This is a genomic window from Nitrospira lenta (assembly GCF_900403705.1).
GTDB lineage: Bacteria > Nitrospirota > Nitrospiria > Nitrospirales > Nitrospiraceae > Nitrospira_D > Nitrospira_D lenta.
In genome coordinates this window covers 328,295-345,472 of record NZ_OUNR01000016.1, presented here as the reverse complement: position 1 = coordinate 345,472, position 17,178 = coordinate 328,295, and the positions used below count along the sequence as shown (strand labels likewise).

Genomic DNA, 17,178 nt, shown 5'->3' with positions numbered 1-17,178 from the left:
AACTGGATGCTGAGTTTTTGTTCACGGCAGCTCTTCCAGCACACCACGGCGAATCAGTGCGATAGCCCGGGAGGCCGAGTCTGCCAGGCCGGGATGGGTCGCGCGCAGGGTGTGCAACTGCGAGAGGAATTCGAGTGTCCGAGCAAGCAGGCGATAGATGTCACCCTCCGCCATAGTAGTTGAGCGGCAGAGACCGATCCACGTCAGACTCGGGTCGGATACCCAGCGCTCGGCGACGGCGGCAATATCCGCGCGTAACAACGGGGGATCTTCATAGGGAGAGAGGCTTTCCGCCAATTTCCGCACTTGCCCAAGCAACGAGCTGAGTCCGGTGCTGACCCGCGGGAAGGCCCCGGGCCGGTCGTCGTCGTGGGCGATGCTGGCCATTACGCCGGTGAGCACGGCCGGGTCGGCGCCCGCAAAGGCTTCGGCCCGGATCAATTCGGTGATGAGCAGGGAGTGATCGATGCGGATGAGCCGCGCCCATTCGCCGTCGTCGGTCAAATGGGAAGTGGGGCTCAGGTAGCCGAATTTCTGGAGCACGTCGATCCGTTCCTGAAACCGATGCCATAAACTGGCGCGCAGCGCCTGGATCGATTTGATGTGACGCTGTTGTTCCTGCCGCAGACGGGAGGCCACAAGGTAATCTTTTTGGCAGGCCGGGCGGGAGGAACAGGTCGGACAGGGAAAGTCTCCCAAGCTCTGCACGATGGCGTCGGGGATCAGTTCGGACTCTTTCGAGACGAGAATCGGCAGCAGGGGCAGTCTGGTCGGCAACTCCGTCAGCTGATAGAGCAGTTCATCGAACGATTCGGGGGTGCACCAGGGATAGCCTGGTTGCTCCTGGCATTCGAAGAGGCGATCGAACACATCGGTGACGATGCCGGCAGGAGATTCGGTGACGGCTCCACCGCTTCGCAACACGGTGACCATCGGGCTCTTTTGTCCCTTGCTCCGGTATTGGCGCAAGACGATGCCGCGCCCTTTATTCAGCCCGACGACCCGGCCCGGCGTCATAAAGTGAAATCGCGCCGTGACTTCCGGAGATTCGTGGCGGGCAATCTGGTGTCGATGGGGCTTTTGCCGGCGAGCTTGGTCGAACGTATGCCACTGGGTAATCCAATCCGTGCAGACACGCGGACCGAAGGGCTCCATTTGCGTGTGCAGGGTGTCGAGCTTTCCTTCGAGCAGGTTCGCGCGCTGGTTGAGTTGGAACTGGGCAAAGCTCTTGGCCAGAATCGCCTGAATCTGCTCGTGCGGATGTGCTTTCAGGAGATTGAGGACCATCGGATAACTGATAGTAAATTGGCTGTCGATGGCTTCCGGATTTCCGGTGAATCCCTTCGTCAGCACCTCCAGGTCGATGTAGGGAGACGGGGTCACGACGGCGAAGCCGACGTAATCTTTTCCCCGGCGGCCGGCCCGCCCGGCGATCTGCTGCACTTCCCCGATGGTCAGATCCATGAAGTCACGGGCCTTCCGGATGCTGGATTGCGTGATGACGACGGTGCGCGCCGGAAAGTCGACGCCGGCGGCCAACGTTGTGGTTGCAAAGACTGCGTCGAGGCAGCCCTGCCGCATCAACTCTTCGATCGCGATTTTCCAGGAGGGGAGATGGCCGGCGTGATGCGCCGCGACGCCGATCCGTTGGACGGTCGGAATCAAGGGATGTTCCGCGATGCTGGGATATTGGGCGATGACCCGTTCGAGCGCGGCGGCGATGGCTGCCTGGCGCACCGGCGGGAGTACCGTGTGGGCGTGGTCGAACGCCTCCATGGCTTCATCGCAGGCACGGCGTGAGGTGAGAAAGACAATCGCAGGCGTGAGCGATTTCTCGCGAAGCGCGGCGATTAGATCAACCGGATGGATCGAGGGAGGCATTCAGCTTCATTCCCTTTGAGATGACGACCAGGCCTGATTCCGTGACCGTGAATCGGCGGGCATCGGCCTCCCGATCGTATCCGATTTCCGTATGGGCTGGGATGATCACGTCTTTGTCGATGATGGCCCGGCGGATGCGGCTATGTTCACCGATGACGACATTTTCCATCACGATCGATTCGCGCACCTCGGCGTGGTCCAGGACCCGCACGTTCGGAGAGAGCACGGAATTCTGGATGCGCCCGCCGGAGACGATACAGCCTCCGCAGACAACGGAGTCCAGCGCCACACCCATGCGGCCGCCCTGATAATCCTGCGCGAACACAAATTTCGCCGGAGGAAATTGCCCTTGATATGTGCGGATCGGCCAGTTGGGATCGTACAGATTGAACAGGGGATCGACGGCAACCAGATCCATATTGGCTTCCCAGTAGGCGTCGAGCGTTCCAATGTCCCGCCAGTATTTCACGGCCTTCTTGTTCTCGTCCTGAAACTTGAAGGCATAGACTCGGCCTTCCTGAATCATGCGCGGGATAATGTTCTTGCCGAAGTCGTGGGCCGTACCTTCTTGCGCGTCCGCGATCAGATATTTTTTGATGGCCGAGGTCTTAAACAAGTAAATGCCCATGGAGGCAAAGGCGTGTGTCGGATCTCCGGGAATCGGCGTGGGGTGCTTGGGCTTTTCATCGAAGCGATTGATGCGCAGATCTTCATCCACGCTGATGACGCCGAACCGTGTGGCGTCCTCAATGGGAATATCGAGCGCCCCGACGACGGCGTCCGCGCCTTTGGCCAGCAGCCAGTGGAACATCTCGGCATAGTTCATCTTGTAGATGTGGTCGCCGGCCAGAATCAGCAGGTAGTCGGCCTGCTCGGTGTCGAGGAGGAACATGTTCTGGTAGACGGCATCGGCGGTGCCCCGGTACCACTCTTCGCTGATGCGTTGCTGAGGCGGGACCGATGCGATGTATTCGCCGAGTTCCGCGTTCAGAATATTCCATCCGCTGCGGATGTGTTTATCCAGCGAGTGCGATTTGTATTGAATCAACACGGCGATCTTGCGCAGGCCGGAGTTCAGGCAGTTGCTCAGTGCGAAGTCGATGATCCGGTATTTCCCGCCGAAGGGGACTGCCGGCTTGGCGCGTTGTTCCGTGAGCGGGGAGAGTCGCTCGCCTTTGCCGCCGGCCAGAATCATCGTGAAAATATTGTTCATCGCGGCGAATTGTAGCAGGACGGTGTTGAAATGGAAAGAAAGAGGAATGATTGACTTCGGGAACTGCAGAGACAATACTAGCTCCGATATGCGAGCGGTGTGATGAGAAAAGGAGTCCCGTATGAAACGTGATCTGATTGTGGCCGCGCTTCCCCGCAAGAACGGTAAGGCCGTGAGCAAGCGGGTTGTGGAGACCGAAAGCGTGTCCTGGCGTGTGGAGCGGTTGGAAGCCCAGCTGCAAAAACTCACCGAGCTGGTGCGAGACCATGCCGAAGATGTGGACCGCTTGGTGCGGATCGTCGCGGAAGACCGGAATGTCATCCGGCAGCAGCTGTTGCGGAAGCATCACGAAAAAGTGCGTGTTCGGAAGCATCTTCGTGACGGGAGCGCCAAGGCCGGACTGGATAGTTGAGCGTGCGGTGCCTTCCTCGCCTCCGTGTTCCCCAGCGTTGTTCCCCGACATAGGATTTCGGAGCCGTGGCTGACCTGAGCATCGATATTCGAGCCCTGGTCAAGCGTCACGGCGCGACGCTTGCCGTCGATCATGTGTCTCTGCAGATCCATCGCGGAGAATTCTTTTCGCTTCTCGGCCCCAGCGGGGCGGGGAAGACCTCACTCCTCAGAATGCTGGCAGGGTTTGAAATGCCCGATGCCGGTGACATTCTGATCGACGGCCGGTCGATGGCGGGAGTTCCGCCGAATCGGCGGCCGGTGAATCTGGTCTTTCAATCCTACGCGCTTTTCCCTCATATGACGGTCGCAGAAAACGTCGCCTTCGGCCTCGAAATGCAACGCGTCCCGCGCGGTGAAATTGCCGAGCGGGTTCGGGCTACGCTCGATTTGGTCCGGTTGAACGATAAGCGGGACCGTTTGCCGGCTCATCTGTCTGGCGGTGAGCAGCAACGAGTGGCACTGGCCCGGGCGTTGGTCAACCGGCCCGCTGTTGTCTTGCTGGATGAGCCGCTGGCCGCGCTGGACCAGCAGCTTCGACAACAAATGCACACCGAGCTCAAAACCATTCAGGCGCAAGTGGGGCTGACGTTTGTCTGTGTGACGCATCATCAGGAAGAGGCCTTGGCGTTGTCCGACCGGCTGGCGGTCATGCAGCAGGGGCGGGTGATGCAGGTCGGGCGTCCGGAGGACCTGTATGAGCGTCCGGAGAATCTATTTGTAGCGCGATTTGTCGGAGTCAGTAATGAGGTGTCTGGAACGTTGGCTGATGTTCAAGCCGGTGAGGGGATCCTCAAGCTTAGTGGCGTGTCCCCATCGCGTGACATTCGCCTATCGGTGCATGCCGATCTTCAGTCCGGCACGCAGGTTGTAGTGACGGTCAGGCCTGAGCGCATTCGCATCATGCCGGGCCATGTTGCGGATGCCGGGTCGAATTGTTTGCATGGCGTGGTCGAGGCGATGCGCTATATCGGCAGCGAATGGCAGGGGACTGTGCGGGTTGGCCCGTCGGTGCGCTGGACCATTCATGCCTCCAATGCCGCATCCGGGAGTCGTCCGGTTGCGGTCGGAGCGCCCGTCTCGTTGCTGTGGCATTCAGTCGATGGCGTGGTGATTCCTCTGACATGAATTTCTGGTCATCTTCACAAGAGACTGCGACCGGTCTGTGTTCCCGCTTTCGGGGGTGGCGATTGCTCGGTCCCGGTTTGCTGTGGACCGCCGTCTTCTGCCTGTTCCCGCTGGTCGTCGTTCTGGCAGTGAGTTTAGCCACGCGCGGCACCTACGGGGGAATCCTGTGGGAGTTCAGTCCGGACAACTATCGTGACCTGCTGCATCCTCTCTACGGGCGGATCTTCGGACAATCGCTGTTGCTGGCCGGGATGACCACGGGAATCTGTCTCGCGTTGGGATTTCCCTTGGCCTACTACATTGCCCGGCTGCCCCCGCGGCGGCAGGCCTTGTGGCTGATCTTCATCATGATTCCGTTCTGGACGAACTTTCTGGTGCGGACCTATGCCTGGATGTTTATTCTGCGGACCGAAGGATTGCTGAATACCGTGCTCTTGCAATGGCATCTGATCTCGGCTCCGCTCGACCTGCTCTATTCCAATCAGGCGGTACTACTGGGGCTAGTTTACGGGTATCTGCCATTCATGGTCTTGCCGCTCTATGCGGCCATTGAACGGATTGACCCGGCCTTGATCGAAGCGGCTTGGGATCTCTATGCGGATCGGTGGTCGCTGTTCCGTCGAGTGCTGATCCCGTTGACGAAGCCCGGCATCATTGCCGGCTGCGTGCTGGTGTTTATCCCCTCGCTGGGCGCGTATCTGACTCCGGATCTGCTCGGCGGCGCGCGCAGCATGATGATTGGGAATCTGATTCAGCATGAGTATCTGGTCGCGCGAGACTGGCCGCTGGGCTCAGCGTTGTCCATCGTGCTCATGATCATCGTGATGAGCAGCCTGCTGTGGTACTTCCGCGCACAATCGCCGCAGACCCGCGAGCGAGGCGGGCTATGAGAGGACAGGGCATCTGGCTGCGGGGCATCAGCGGGCTCGGCATGGCATTCCTGTATCTGCCGATCATCGTGCTGGTGGTGTTTTCCTTCAATGCGTCACGCCTGTCGGCAACGTGGCAGGGCTTTTCCTGGCACTGGTACGAGGTGCTATGGCATGACGAGGCGTTGTTGGCCGCCGCGGCGAATTCACTGTGGGTGGCGGCGCTGTCTACGAGTCTTGTTGTGCTGCTTGGTGTACCGGCCGCGATGGGACTGGAGCGTCTGAGAGGGCGTGGCAGGCAGACGTTGGATATGATCTTCTTGCTGCCGCTGGTATTGCCTGAAGTGATGATGGGTGTGGCGCTGTTGCTGTTCTTCGTCATGATTCAATGGCCGCTGAGTCTGGTCACGGTCGTCGTCGGGCATGCCGCGTTCAACTTGCCGGTTGTCATTGTGATGGTGCGAGCCAGGCTACAGAAGCTGGATCCGCGATTGGAGGAGGCGGCGAGCGATCTCGGGGCGTCGGCGTGGCAGACGTTTTACCGAGTGACCTGGCCGCTGGTTCGTCCGGCGGTGCTGGGGGCCGCGCTTCTGGCCTTCACGATTTCGCTCGATGACTTCATCGTGACATTCTTCGTCGCCGGTCCCGGCGCCACCACCTTGCCGCTCAAGGTGTATTCCATGATCAAGTCCGGCCTTTCCCCGGAGATCAATGCCCTGTCTTCCGTACTGGTCCTGGCTTCCATGGGACTGGTCGGGTTGTCTCTTCTGTATCAGCGGCGGTGAGGCGGCTCATGCGTATTGCACGAGGTCTCGTCAGATTTCTGGGGTTCGTCACGCTCTCCCTTCTTGTATGGAGCGGGTGCGACCGGGGGCGAGAGAGCCATCAGCCGGGCGGCACCGGTGCCATGGCGACACTCCACTATTTTACCTGGTCGGACTATGTCAGCCCTGAATTGATCCATGAGTTTGAACAGGCACACGGCGCACGTGTCGTCGTCGATACGTTCAGCAGCAATGAAGAGTTACTGGCCAAGCTGCAAGGCGGGGCTTCCGGATACGACGTCACGGTGCCCTCTGATTTCATGGTATCGATCATGGCCGCACAAGGGATGCTGGCCGAGTTGGATCCTGCCGCATTGCCGAATCTGAAGGCGCTTGAGCCTCATCTCCAGCATCCTGCATTCGACCCGACGCATCGGTATGCCGTGCCGTATCTCTGGGGTACGGTGGGAATCGGCTACGATTCGGCAGTAGTGACGCCGACCCCGGACAGTTGGGACATTCTGTGGGAGAACCGCTATCGCGGCAGAATCAGCATGTTGAATGATCAGCGGGAGGTCTTTGGCGCAGTCCTGCGTTCGATGGGGCAATCGATGAATACGACCGATCCCACGATGATCGAAGCGGCCAAGCAAAAGCTGATCGCCCAGAAACCGCTGGTGAAAACCTACGCGAGTGACCATTACGATCAGCTGTTAGCCTCTGGTGACGTGGTGTTGGCGCAGGGGTGGGGAGGGCCGGTTGCGCGAGCGATGCGCGATCGCCCGTCGATTCGCTATGTGGTTCCCAAGGAGGGGGGAACGATTTGGGCCGATTGCCTCGTGGTGCTTCGTTCATCGCCGAATAAGGCGCTGGCCATGCAGTTCATCAATTTTCTCATCGATGCGCGGGTAGCAGCACGCACCTCCGAGCGACTGCTGTTTGCCGCATCCAATCGTGAGGCCCGGGCATGGATCAACAAGGACATTCTTGACAATCCCGCCGTGTATCCTCCGGCCGAGCTGATTTCGCGAATGGAGTGGATGGGGGATGTGGGAAAAGCGATGAGGATCTACGATCGAGCGTGGACGGAACTGAAAATACAGTAGCTGGATAGCAAGATCGCTTTGCAAGTGCTGAAAAAATAAGTATATAATGTAGTTGTCTTTCTTCCGAATTCATCCTCTCGCTGCAACTCACCGGACATGTGTGGGAACGTGGGCAGGTATAGATCGATGCAATATGATGCCCGTGCCATGAAGGCGCAACGTTGTCGGTGCGTCGGCTTGATTGCGTGTTGCAGCCTGTTGGCGATGGGATTGTCTCTCCCGGCGTCGGCTGCGACTGATCTCTCGGAGAAAGCGGCGGCGACAGCTGCTCCTGCTGCGACGACCTTGCGGATCAGTCTTGATGATGCCGTGGCGCTGTTTCTGCGTCAGAATCTCGATCTGCTCATGGCCAAGTTCGGGATCGAGTCGGCAAAAGGACAGCAGATCACCGCGAAGTTATTTCCCAATCCCACCGTGTCTATCGGCACGCTCAGCGCCTATACCCAGGGCCGGAACATTGGGAACAGCGGTCAGCTCTTCGGCCAAGTGCAGCAATTGTTCGAACTGGCCGGCAAGCGCGGATACCGCATCGAAAGCGCTGGGTTCGGCACCCAGTCTGTGGAAGCCGCCTTCGAAGATGCGGTCCGGCAGCTCACCTTTACTGTAAAAGATGCGTATAACCGCACGCAATTGGCCCAGCGACGGCTGGCCCTGGCCGAAGAGAATCGAGATCGTTTTTCACGCATCCTCGATGTGAATACCATCCGCTTCAAAAAAGGCTATATCGCGGAAGTCGATCTGATCCGGATCCGGCTGCAGTTCATTGACTTTCAGTCCCAGGTCATCCAGTCCATTCAGGAAGGCGACACCGCACGCGGGGATCTTCGGCAACTGCTCCGGGTGTCGCCGGCGACGGGGCTCGAATTGACCTCGGAGTTTGACTATAAGCGGATCGATCCCGACATTAACCGGCTGCGGACCATGGCGCTCGATGCGCGGCCCGATGTGCGATCCAAGCGGTTCACCATGTCGCAACGCGAAGCCGAATTGAAATTGGCCCGAGCCTATCGGATTCCGGATGTGACGGTTGGTGGAGGCTATGCGGTGCAGGGCTCGAAGGGCCCCGATAATCAAGGCCAGCTGGCGCTCAATCTAGGCCTGCCGCTGCCGTTGTTCAATCGAAATCAGGGCGGTATCGTGCAAGCAGAGGTGGCGGTGCAGTCTGCCGAGGCCGATCTGAGCAAGACGCTCAACCAGGTCGAAAACGAGGTGGATGTCGCCTATCGGAATCTCCTCCAAAGCCGCCGGTTGGTCGAAGCGTTTCTTGGCGGGGTTCTGGACGATGCTCGGTCGACCTTTACGATCGTCGAGCGGGCCTACGAGCGGGGCGGGGCGACGATTCTGGATTTGCTCGATGCGGCGCGGACATCCCGAACCATCCAACAGAACTATTTCGAGGCTCTGTTCAGCTATCAACGCCACGTGATTCAACTCGAAAGTGCGGTGGGGCAGGAGATCTTGTTATGAGCGCTTACAGGGCTCCATTGGCCGTCACGATGGCATTGCTCCTCCTCTCGGGTTGCGGGAAGGCCGACCAGCCTGCGTCGTCCGATTCGGTTGCGGCCCCTCTGGCGAAGCCCGCCCCGGAGCCCGCACCATCGCAGCCACGGGTTGAAACGGCGGTTGTGGAATTCAGTCCGTCGCATCAGGCGCTGATCTTGTCCGGGAAAGTGGCGTACGGGGAAGATCGCTATTCCAAGATTTCCTCGCCGTTGCAGGGCCGGGTGGTTGAGGTGCGGGCGCATCTGGGGGATCGTGTGAAGGCAGGCGATGTCTTGCTGATCGTCGACAGCCCGGATATTGCCCAGGCCTATTCGGAATACGTGAAGGAAGATTCGGATTTGCAGTATGCGACGCGGGCTTACGATTTAGCGAAAGATTTATACGAAAACAAGGCCATGCCGCTGAAGGATTTGAAGCAGGCCGAGAACGAACTGGTCAAAGCCCGGGCGGAATTTCGCCGGGCGAAAGAGCGGTTGCTGTCCCTGCGTGTCCCGGGCGATGAGCTGACCAAGCCGCTGGATAAGCAGAAAATTACCTCACGATTCGAGATGAAAAGTCCGTTGACCGGGATCGTCGTCGAGCGGGCAGTGACGCCGGGCCAGTCGGTCGGCGGCGATCCGTCGCAAGTGCTGTTTACCGTGGCGGACTTGGATATGTTGCAGGTGCTCGCCGATTTGTATGAGCGCGATCTGGCCCTCGTCAGAGAGGGGCAGTTTGCCATGGTCACGGTGGAAGCCTACCCCGGTGTCGATTTTCCTGCCACGGTGGCCGCAATCGGGGATGTCGTCGATCCGGCTACCCGCACGATCAAAGTCCGGGCCTGGGTGAACAACGATCCGCATAAACTGAAACCGGAGATGTTTGCCAGGCTCCATCTCAATGTCGGCGACGCTACGCCGTTTATTGCGGTTCCCCGTGAAGCAGTACTGGAATTGGATGGGAAGCAGTTCGTCTATGTTGTGGAAGAGCCGAACCATTATGTGAAACGCGAGGTCAAGGTATCGAATATTTCAGCTGATCAGGTGCGTATCCTGGAGGGGTTGACTCGGGGACAACGAATCGTGATTAGAGGGGCCGTCCTGATTAAGGGCCAGGAAGTCAAAGGGACCTGACAGGATGCTGAAAAAGCCCGCCAGCGTCATTCTCGTGGCGCTTAGAGGCTCGACGTACCGCAGAGAGTACGCCTCGCCTCTTCGCTGGCTGCGGCCTTGCCGATCGGCCTTTTTGAGCATCCTGAGATGCCTGTCTGCTAACCGCGTGCAAAGCTTTTCTGCTGTTGTCTCCCCGGGCCAATTTCCCCGATGATCGCGCGTCTCGTTGAAATTTCTCTGGTGCAGCGCTTCTTACTGTGTGCGCTGGGATTCATGATGCTCTTCGGAGGGCTCTATGCCTTCCATCTCCTCGACATCGTCGCCTATCCTGATCCGTCGCCGCCGATGGTGGAACTGATCACGCAGTATCCCGGCTGGTCGGCGGAAGAGATAGAACGGCAGATTACGATTCCCATTGAAGTCGCGTTGAACGGGATGCCGGGCTTGACCGACATCCGTTCCCTTTCGATTTTCGGTCTCAGCGACATCAAAGTGTATTTCGATTTCGGGACGGACATGTTCCGGGACCGGCAGGAAGTGTTGAATCGGCTGGGAACGGTGCAACTTCCCAAAGGCGCCGATCCGACGCTCTCGCCCTGGTGGGCCATCGCGGAAATCTACCGGTATGAACTCACCGGCGAAAAATCCGATCTGACCACGCTGAAGACCATTCAAGATTGGCAAGTCCGGCGCGAATTCAGGCGCGTTCCTGGCGTGATCGATGTGACGGCATTCGGCGGGACGACGAAGGAGTACCACGTCGACATCGACCCCGGGAAACTCATCAGTTACGGCGTGAGTTTGTCTCAGGTCATGACGGCGCTCACGAACAGCAATGCCAACGTCGGTGGAAACTATCTGACGATTGGGGCCCAGAATTACAACATCCGCGGGCTGGGTCTGATCAATCGGTTGGAAGATATTGAGAATGTGGTCGTTGCGGAAAAAGAAGGCACGCCCATTTTCGTCAATACGCTGGGCAAGGTCTCGGTCGGCCACCAGGTCCGGCTGGGGAAAGTCGGGATCGACGACCGCGACGATGTGGTCGAGGGGGTTGTTCTCTTGCAGCGTGGCTATAAGGCCCTCTCGGTGTTGGATAAGGTGCGCGCGAAAGTCGAAGACCTGAACGGGTGGAAGCTGCCGGAAGGGGTGAAGATTAAGACGTTCTATGACCGGACCAAGCTGATCCATACGACCGTGGAAACGGTGTTGGATATTTTGATCAGCGGCATGGTGCTGGTTTTCATCATCCTTGTCGTGTTTCTGGGGCACTTCCGAGCGGCCTTCATCGTCGCCCTGACGATTCCGATGTCGCTGTTGTTTACCTTTACGATGATGATCTTGATGGGTGAGTCGGCCAACCTCATTTCGCTCGGATCGATCGACTTCGGCATTATCGTCGATGCCACCTTGATTATGGTCGAGAGTATTTTCTTCAACTTGGCCCATTCGAAGACGCTGGGCCTGACGGTGCATCAACAGATCGTGCGCGCCGCCCGCCAGGTCGGCCAGCCGATCTTCTACTCGACGACGATTATCGTGGTGGCGTTTATCCCGCTCTTTACCATGACGGGTGTGCCGGGAAAAATCTTTGCGCCGATGTCGATCACGTACGGGCTTGCGCTGGTCGGTGCCCTGCTCATGGCCTTCACGCTGGCGCCCGTGCTGTGCTCCTTCCTCTTGAAGGGAAAGATCAGTGAAGAGGATACGATCGTCGTGCGCGGCATTCGCCGGGTCTATTCCGCGACGCTGAATTGGGCGTTAGGGCATCGCGTGACCGTGCTGGGGTTTGCCGGAGGGACGCTGCTGGTCACGGTGGTGGCGCTTCGATTCCTCGGCGGAGAATTTATGCCCGCGTTGGAGGAAGGCAATCTGTGGGTGCGCGCGACGATGCCCGTGGATATTTCGTTCGATCAAGCAGCCCGGTTGACCAGCGACATTCGCCGTCTATTCAGAGATTCTCCGGAAGTGTCGACGATCGTGTCGCAGCTTGGGCGGCCGGACGACGGAACGGATCCGACGAGTTTCTTCAATGCGGAGTTTCTGGCGAACCTGAAGCCTCAGGAGGAGTGGCGGCGCGGGCTCAGTAAGGATCAGCTGATTGAGGAAATCGAGGGGCGATTGAAAGATATCCCCGGTGTGATTTTCAATTTCTCGCAGGTCATTCAGGATAACGTCGAAGAGGCCATGTCGGGTGTCAAAGGCGAAAACTCCATCAAATTGTTCGGGACGGACCTCAAGACGATGGAGGCGAAGGCCGGTGAGATTGAGCGGGTGATGCAAGGGGTGCAAGGCGTCAAAGACCTCGGAATCTTCCGCCTGGTCGGCCAGCCGAACTTGCTCATTCAAGTGGATCGCGAGGCGAGCGCGCGGTACGGATTGCAGGTAGCGGACGTGAATGCGGTGGTGCAGGCGGCTGTCGGCGGACAGGCCGTCACGCAAGTCTACGAAGGGGAGCGGTTGTTCGATCTCGTCGTGCGATTCCTGCCGGAGTTTCGCCAAGACGTGGAGGCCATCGGGAATATTCTCGTAAGTACCCCGGATGGGGCGAGAGTCCCGCTGAAACAAGTGGCCAGTATCACGACGCAAACAGGGGCCTTTATCATCTATCGAGAGAACAACGAACGCTATATCCCGATCAAATTCAGTGTGCGGGATCGAGATCTCCAGAGTACGGTGGAAGAGGCGCAGGCGTTGATGGCCAAGCAGATTGTCCTGCCGGAGCGGTATCGGATGGAGTGGGCCGGGCAATACGATCAATTGACGGATGAGCAGCGGCGTCTCGCCAAAGTGGTGCCGGTCAGCCTGGTGATTATTTTATTTCTGCTCTACACGACGTTCGGTTCACTCAAGAATGCCTTGCTGGTCCTCGCCACGGTGCCGTTTGCCTTGGTCGGCGGAGTTTTGTCCCTGGTGTTGACCGATACACATTTCAGCATTTCGGCGGCCGTCGGCGTCATCTCGACGTTAGGGGTGGCGATTCTTGGCGGGGTGCTGTTGATTTCACGAATCGAGGAATTTCGCAAGGCGGGGCTGAGTCTTCGTGATGCTGTCAGGAAGGGCGCGGATGTGCAGATGCGCCCGATTCTTATGGCGACGCTGGGCGCGGCGATCGGACTATTGCCGGCGGCGCTGGCGACGGGTATCGGGTCGCAAGCCCAAAAACCATTGGCCCGCGTCGTGGTCGGCGGTATGTTGACGGCGGCCTTTTTGATTTTGGTCGTGTTGCCGGTATTATATGAGCTCGCCCATCGGCGTGAAGAGATCGACGAGGAAGCACAATCGTAACGATTCGAAGAGGAGACTTGTGACGATGAACAGACGCATTGTAACAGCGGTGGGGGTGTGTGTCCTGGTTCTTGGCGCCGGGTTGTCGGCCGATCTGTGGGCAGGTGAGAAGAATCCTGTCGTGCTTGTCCAAATTCCCTATGAGGCGCCGCCGAAGCAACAGGAAGTGCCCGATGTGTCGGTGCCGCCGAACACGAACCCGCTCACTCCGGAGGAAATGACCCGGGCTGAAGCGCTGCTTCCCTTGCTAGAAGGCAAGCAGGAGTTTTGGGCCATGGGAGAGTTTGTGCATTTGGGAGAGCCGTCGGTTCCGGCGTTGGTCAAAGGGCTCACGATGCCGAGCCCCAGAATTCGTTACAATACGATCGAGACCCTGTCGATGATGAAAGGAGTGTCTGGGGTGCCGGCGCTGCTCCAGGCAGCCAAAGATCCAAACGAACTTCCGCGCGTCCGGGAGCATGCCCTGCGTGTGGCGATCCGGCTCGATGCGGCCAAAACGCCCGAGGCGATTGAGGTCATGTCCAAGGATCAAAATCCATCCGTCCGGAAAGCGGCGGCGTTTGAATCTCGGTATGTCAGACTCAAAGCGGTGATCCCCACGCTGATCCCCATGATCACCGACGACGAACGATTCGTGGCGATGTCGGCGTTGCATTCACTCTGGATTGTGACGCGTCATGAAACCGAGTTTCACGATTGGGATACGTCGACGAAACAGGATCGGCAGGCGTGGGCGAGTGAGTGGGTGGAGTGGTGGGCGTCGAATAAGGAGGCGTTCGAGATTCCTGAGCCGCGCCGTTCCGGGAGAAGTTCCTGATCGCCACGTTTTGAGACCGGGAGGTTGCACGCCAAAACCGGCCTATGTTACCTATACAGGATTGTACGGTCACGGCTTTGTAGAGAGTGAGTTCCATCCCTATGGCGATTTTGAAAATAGCGAAACTCGGCAATCCCATTCTGCGTCGACAGGCGGACCCTCTTGGGCCGCGTCAGATCAAGTCGGCCGACATCCAACGCTTGATCGACGACATGTTGGAGACGATGTACGACGAGCCCGGTATCGGCCTGGCCGCTCCGCAAGTGTCCCGATCCGTGCAGTTAGTGGTGATGGCCTGCGAGGGGGACTTTCCTGAAACCGTGCTGATCAATCCGTCGATCGCGTTTTACGGACCCCAGCAAGTGGAAAATTGGGAAGGGTGCTTGAGCGTGGATGGTTTACGGGGGAAAGTCACCCGGCCCTCATTAATTCGTGTGACGGCGTTGGATCGACAGGGCAAGGCGCTCGATTTCGAGGCCACCGGATTGTTTGCCGTCTGTATTCAGCATGAGATGGATCATTTGATTGGGAAGTTATTCCTGGACCGAATGACCGGAATGTCGACGCTGACGCAACTTGCCGAATTCGACCAGTATTGGAAGAAAGACCCTGCCGCCGTCATCTGACGGGCCGGGATGTAGCCTGCCCCTGTGAAAACCCTGCTGCGTGTGCTTCAGTATCTTCGGCCCTATCGCCTGATGGTGTTGGGGACGTTCCTGTTTGCCGGCTTGACGACGGCCTTCGAACTCGTTCCCCCGTGGCTCATCAAGATTTTGATCGACGATGTCATCCAGGCAAATCGGATCGACCTTCTGACCTGGGTATTCGTGGGGCTGCTCGGATCCTACCTCCTGCGCAATCTGTGCAGTGCGATGCGCATCCGGCTCAACAATTCCTTGGAGCAGCAGGTCGTGCACGATTTGCACGTGCAGGTGTTTGCCGCCTTGCAGCGCCTCTCCATCAGCTTTTTTGAAAATCGTCCGACCGGTGAGATCATGTCGCGGGTCTTGAACGATACCGAGCATATGCAGCGGATCTTCGTCGACGGACTTGAAGAAATCATTACCGCCGGACTGACCCTGATTGGGATCATGGTGGTCTTGTTTTGGCTCAACTGGAAGCTGGCGCTGTTAGCGCTGTTACCGATCCCGATTTTGATCATCGGCGCGGCGTTGTTTACGAAACGCGTCCACGGCTACTATCGTGAGATTCGGAAGGGCGCGGCGGAACTGAATGCGTTGCTGCAAGATTCCCTGGCCGGAATTCGGGAGACCATGGGGTTCAACCGTCAGCCCTATGAGCAGGATCGATTCGGCCGGAAGAGCGACCAATGCCGGAAGGATACCTTGAAGGCCATGTACCTGTGGTCGTTCTACTCGCCGGGGATGATGCTGGTCGGCAGCCTTGGCGGCGCGTTGGTCTTGTGGTTCGGGACTGCCGAGGTGCTGGCCAAACATCTGTCGGTCGGCGAGTTGGTCATGTTCATGTCGTACCTGGCGTTGTTTTATGTGCCGATCAACCAGATCCATTCCGTCAACCACATGCTGCAGCATGCGCTAGCGGCGAGCGAACGGGTCTTCGACGTCCTCGATACCGTGCCTGAGGTGCGGGACGAACCGGGTATTCAGGCGCCGGTCGCCCGCTTTACCGGAGCTGTCGTCTTCGATCATGTGCAATTTCATTATCGCAGCGATGCGCCCATTCTCAAGGATGTCAATATCACGGTGCGAGCCGGCGAACGGGTGGCGCTGGTGGGGCCCAGTGGAGCAGGAAAGAGTACGACGCTGAAATTATTGAATCGATTCTACGACGTCACCGGCGGGTCGATTACGATCGATGGGATGGATATCCGGCGGGTGCCGCTGGCGTTTCTGCGAAATCAGATCGGCCTTGTTCAGCAAGAGCCCTTTCTCTTCAACGGCACTGTCAGGGAAAATATTCTCTACGGCGATCTCTCGGCAGGGCAGGACGCCATTGAAGCTGCGGCCAAGGCCGCCCGCGCCCATGAGTTTATCGTAAAACTTCCTGAAGGGTACGAGACGTGGATCGGGGAGCGTGGCGTCAAACTTTCGGTCGGACAGCGGCAACGGGTGTCGATTGCGCGTGTGCTGCTCAAAGATCCTCCGATCGTGATGTTCGACGAGGCCACCTCCAATATCGACACGGAGACCGAGGTCAAGATCCGCGAGGCGTTGAATGAACTCACCAAAGGCCGGACTACACTCATCATTGCACACCGGCTCTCGACCATCAATGAGGTCGATCGTATCATCGTGGTTGAGCACGGGCGGGTTGTCGAAGAAGGCATGCATGAGGTTTTAATCACGCGCGGAGGCGTCTACGCACGCCTGTACGAGGCGCAGTTTCAGGTGTAGCAGGATGCTGAAAATGTCCGTCAGCGGCGTTCTCGCATCGGTCAGACCCTCGACGTACCCAGAGGGTACGCCTCGGCCCTTCACTCACTGCGGCCTTGCTGAACGACCATTTTGAGCATCCTGCGAAAGAGCTCTTCCCTTCAATGTTCATGCGCACAAGAGTGGTCAAAGGAAATACGTTGTTCCATAGTTTATTTCATCGCCCGGACGGTTGCGGCCACCGATCGCGGGTCAGTATACTTCCCCTCACGAATTACAAGGACGTCATACCACTATGGTGCTGATATACGAGAGCGATCCATTGGACGATGAGGATGCCAGGGGGCGCTTTTATCATGTGTGCCGAGGCCGCATTATTCGCACGGAAATCCAACTGCCGGAAGGGCAGTCGGTGTATGAGTGCGGGACGTGCGGTATCGACCTGGAGCCGGAAGACTTTTGGATCGCACGACAGAAGGGATCGGTGTAGCTATGGCGGGAAGCGCAGGCCGGAAAACCGTCTCCGTCTCGCGAGGGCTTATGATGCTCTGCGAGACCTGTTACGATCAGGTGTATGCCGAGAAGCTGCCGGACGCGAGAAACTTTGTCGCGGATCACGACTCCCTGTTCGATACCATTTGCCTGGGTTGCACCGACATCAATCGTCCGTTGATCGACGACATGCTGGGCAGTTCGGAGTAGGCTGATCGATAC

The 17,178-nt window shown here is 58.2% G+C and carries 15 protein-coding genes; 13 read left to right on the top strand and 2 right to left on the bottom strand.

Features of this window, described 5'->3' with window-relative positions; all coding sequences use genetic code 11:
- Nucleotides 1–21 precede the first annotated feature (21 nt).
- A complete protein-coding gene (locus tag NITLEN_RS11420; protein WP_121989735.1) occupies nt 22–1,881 on the bottom strand; it encodes a helicase-related protein in 1,860 nt (619 codons plus the stop codon).
- Nucleotides 1,856–3,169, bottom strand: a complete 1,314-nt coding sequence (gene glgC / locus NITLEN_RS11415) for a glucose-1-phosphate adenylyltransferase (RefSeq protein WP_245924438.1) — start codon at nt 3,167–3,169, stop codon at nt 1,856–1,858. The genes NITLEN_RS11420 and glgC overlap by 26 nt, the downstream gene beginning before the upstream one ends.
- Nucleotides 3,170–3,215: 46 nt before the next feature.
- On the opposite strand from glgC, the gene NITLEN_RS11410 reads away from it, so the two are divergent.
- The 13 genes from NITLEN_RS11410 (at nt 3,216) to NITLEN_RS11350 (ending at nt 17,166) form a co-directional block, all read left to right on the top strand.
- Nucleotides 3,216–3,506: a hypothetical protein gene (locus NITLEN_RS11410; protein WP_121989734.1), complete on the top strand. Its 291-nt coding sequence runs from the start codon at nt 3,216–3,218 to the stop codon at nt 3,504–3,506.
- A 65-nt stretch (nt 3,507–3,571) separates the two neighbouring features.
- On the top strand, nt 3,572–4,672 hold the full coding sequence (locus tag NITLEN_RS11405) for an ABC transporter ATP-binding protein (RefSeq protein WP_121989733.1): 1,101 nt from the start codon (nt 3,572–3,574) through the stop codon (nt 4,670–4,672).
- Complete coding sequence (locus NITLEN_RS11400) at nt 4,669–5,562, top strand: ABC transporter permease (protein WP_121989732.1); 894 nt, start codon at nt 4,669–4,671, stop codon at nt 5,560–5,562. Before NITLEN_RS11405 ends, NITLEN_RS11400 begins: the two co-directional genes overlap by 4 nt.
- Nucleotides 5,559–6,326, top strand: coding sequence for an ABC transporter permease (locus NITLEN_RS11395; protein ID WP_121989731.1), 768 nt, complete (start codon nt 5,559–5,561; stop codon nt 6,324–6,326). Before NITLEN_RS11400 ends, NITLEN_RS11395 begins: the two co-directional genes overlap by 4 nt.
- 8 nt (nt 6,327–6,334) lie before the next feature.
- On the top strand, nt 6,335–7,411 hold the full coding sequence (locus NITLEN_RS11390; RefSeq protein ID WP_121989730.1) for a polyamine ABC transporter substrate-binding protein: 1,077 nt from the start codon (nt 6,335–6,337) through the stop codon (nt 7,409–7,411).
- 147 nt (nt 7,412–7,558) lie between these two features.
- Nucleotides 7,559–8,878: a TolC family protein gene (locus NITLEN_RS11385; RefSeq protein WP_181416814.1), complete on the top strand. Its 1,320-nt coding sequence runs from the start codon at nt 7,559–7,561 to the stop codon at nt 8,876–8,878.
- Entirely contained in the window at nt 8,875–10,026 is a 1,152-nt protein-coding gene (locus NITLEN_RS11380) for an efflux RND transporter periplasmic adaptor subunit (RefSeq protein ID WP_121989728.1), read from the top strand. Before NITLEN_RS11385 ends, NITLEN_RS11380 begins: the two co-directional genes overlap by 4 nt.
- Nucleotides 10,027–10,215: 189 nt before the next feature.
- The gene (locus tag NITLEN_RS11375) at nt 10,216–13,293 is read left to right on the top strand and encodes an efflux RND transporter permease subunit (protein ID WP_121989727.1); all 3,078 of its coding nucleotides are present in this window, start codon (nt 10,216–10,218) and stop codon (nt 13,291–13,293) included.
- A 25-nt stretch (nt 13,294–13,318) separates the two neighbouring features.
- Nucleotides 13,319–14,110, top strand: a complete 792-nt coding sequence (locus NITLEN_RS11370; protein WP_181416813.1) for a HEAT repeat domain-containing protein — start codon at nt 13,319–13,321, stop codon at nt 14,108–14,110.
- A gap of 101 nt (nt 14,111–14,211) precedes the next feature.
- Nucleotides 14,212–14,736, top strand: a complete 525-nt coding sequence (def, locus tag NITLEN_RS11365; RefSeq protein ID WP_121989726.1) for a peptide deformylase — start codon at nt 14,212–14,214, stop codon at nt 14,734–14,736.
- A gap of 24 nt (nt 14,737–14,760) precedes the next feature.
- The gene (locus NITLEN_RS11360) at nt 14,761–16,485 is read left to right on the top strand and encodes an ABC transporter ATP-binding protein (RefSeq protein WP_181416812.1); all 1,725 of its coding nucleotides are present in this window, start codon (nt 14,761–14,763) and stop codon (nt 16,483–16,485) included.
- 274 nt (nt 16,486–16,759) lie between these two features.
- Entirely contained in the window at nt 16,760–16,954 is a 195-nt protein-coding gene (locus NITLEN_RS11355; protein WP_121989725.1) for a hypothetical protein, read from the top strand.
- A 2-nt stretch (nt 16,955–16,956) separates the two neighbouring features.
- Complete coding sequence (locus NITLEN_RS11350) at nt 16,957–17,166, top strand: hypothetical protein (RefSeq protein ID WP_121989724.1); 210 nt, start codon at nt 16,957–16,959, stop codon at nt 17,164–17,166.
- Nucleotides 17,167–17,178: the final 12 nt, after the last annotated feature.

Excerpts from the sequence above, each read along its gene's own strand:
- NITLEN_RS11420 (WP_121989735.1), bottom strand. The coding sequence starts at position 1,881 with ATGCCTCCCTCGATCCATCCGGTTGATCTAATCGCCGCGCTTCGCGAG.
- NITLEN_RS11410 (WP_121989734.1), top strand. The coding sequence starts at position 3,216 with ATGAAACGTGATCTGATTGTGGCCGCGCTTCCCCGCAAGAACGGTAAG.
- NITLEN_RS11400 (WP_121989732.1), top strand. The coding sequence starts at position 4,669 with ATGAATTTCTGGTCATCTTCACAAGAGACTGCGACCGGTCTGTGTTCC.
- NITLEN_RS11395 (WP_121989731.1), top strand. The coding sequence starts at position 5,559 with ATGAGAGGACAGGGCATCTGGCTGCGGGGCATCAGCGGGCTCGGCATG.
- NITLEN_RS11390 (WP_121989730.1), top strand. The coding sequence starts at position 6,335 with ATGCGTATTGCACGAGGTCTCGTCAGATTTCTGGGGTTCGTCACGCTC.
- NITLEN_RS11385 (WP_181416814.1), top strand. The coding sequence starts at position 7,559 with ATGAAGGCGCAACGTTGTCGGTGCGTCGGCTTGATTGCGTGTTGCAGC.
- NITLEN_RS11380 (WP_121989728.1), top strand. The coding sequence starts at position 8,875 with ATGAGCGCTTACAGGGCTCCATTGGCCGTCACGATGGCATTGCTCCTC.
- NITLEN_RS11375 (WP_121989727.1), top strand. The coding sequence starts at position 10,216 with ATGATCGCGCGTCTCGTTGAAATTTCTCTGGTGCAGCGCTTCTTACTG.
- NITLEN_RS11370 (WP_181416813.1), top strand. The coding sequence starts at position 13,319 with ATGAACAGACGCATTGTAACAGCGGTGGGGGTGTGTGTCCTGGTTCTT.
- def (WP_121989726.1), top strand. The coding sequence starts at position 14,212 with ATGGCGATTTTGAAAATAGCGAAACTCGGCAATCCCATTCTGCGTCGA.
- NITLEN_RS11355 (WP_121989725.1), top strand. The coding sequence starts at position 16,760 with ATGGTGCTGATATACGAGAGCGATCCATTGGACGATGAGGATGCCAGG.
- NITLEN_RS11350 (WP_121989724.1), top strand. The coding sequence starts at position 16,957 with ATGGCGGGAAGCGCAGGCCGGAAAACCGTCTCCGTCTCGCGAGGGCTT.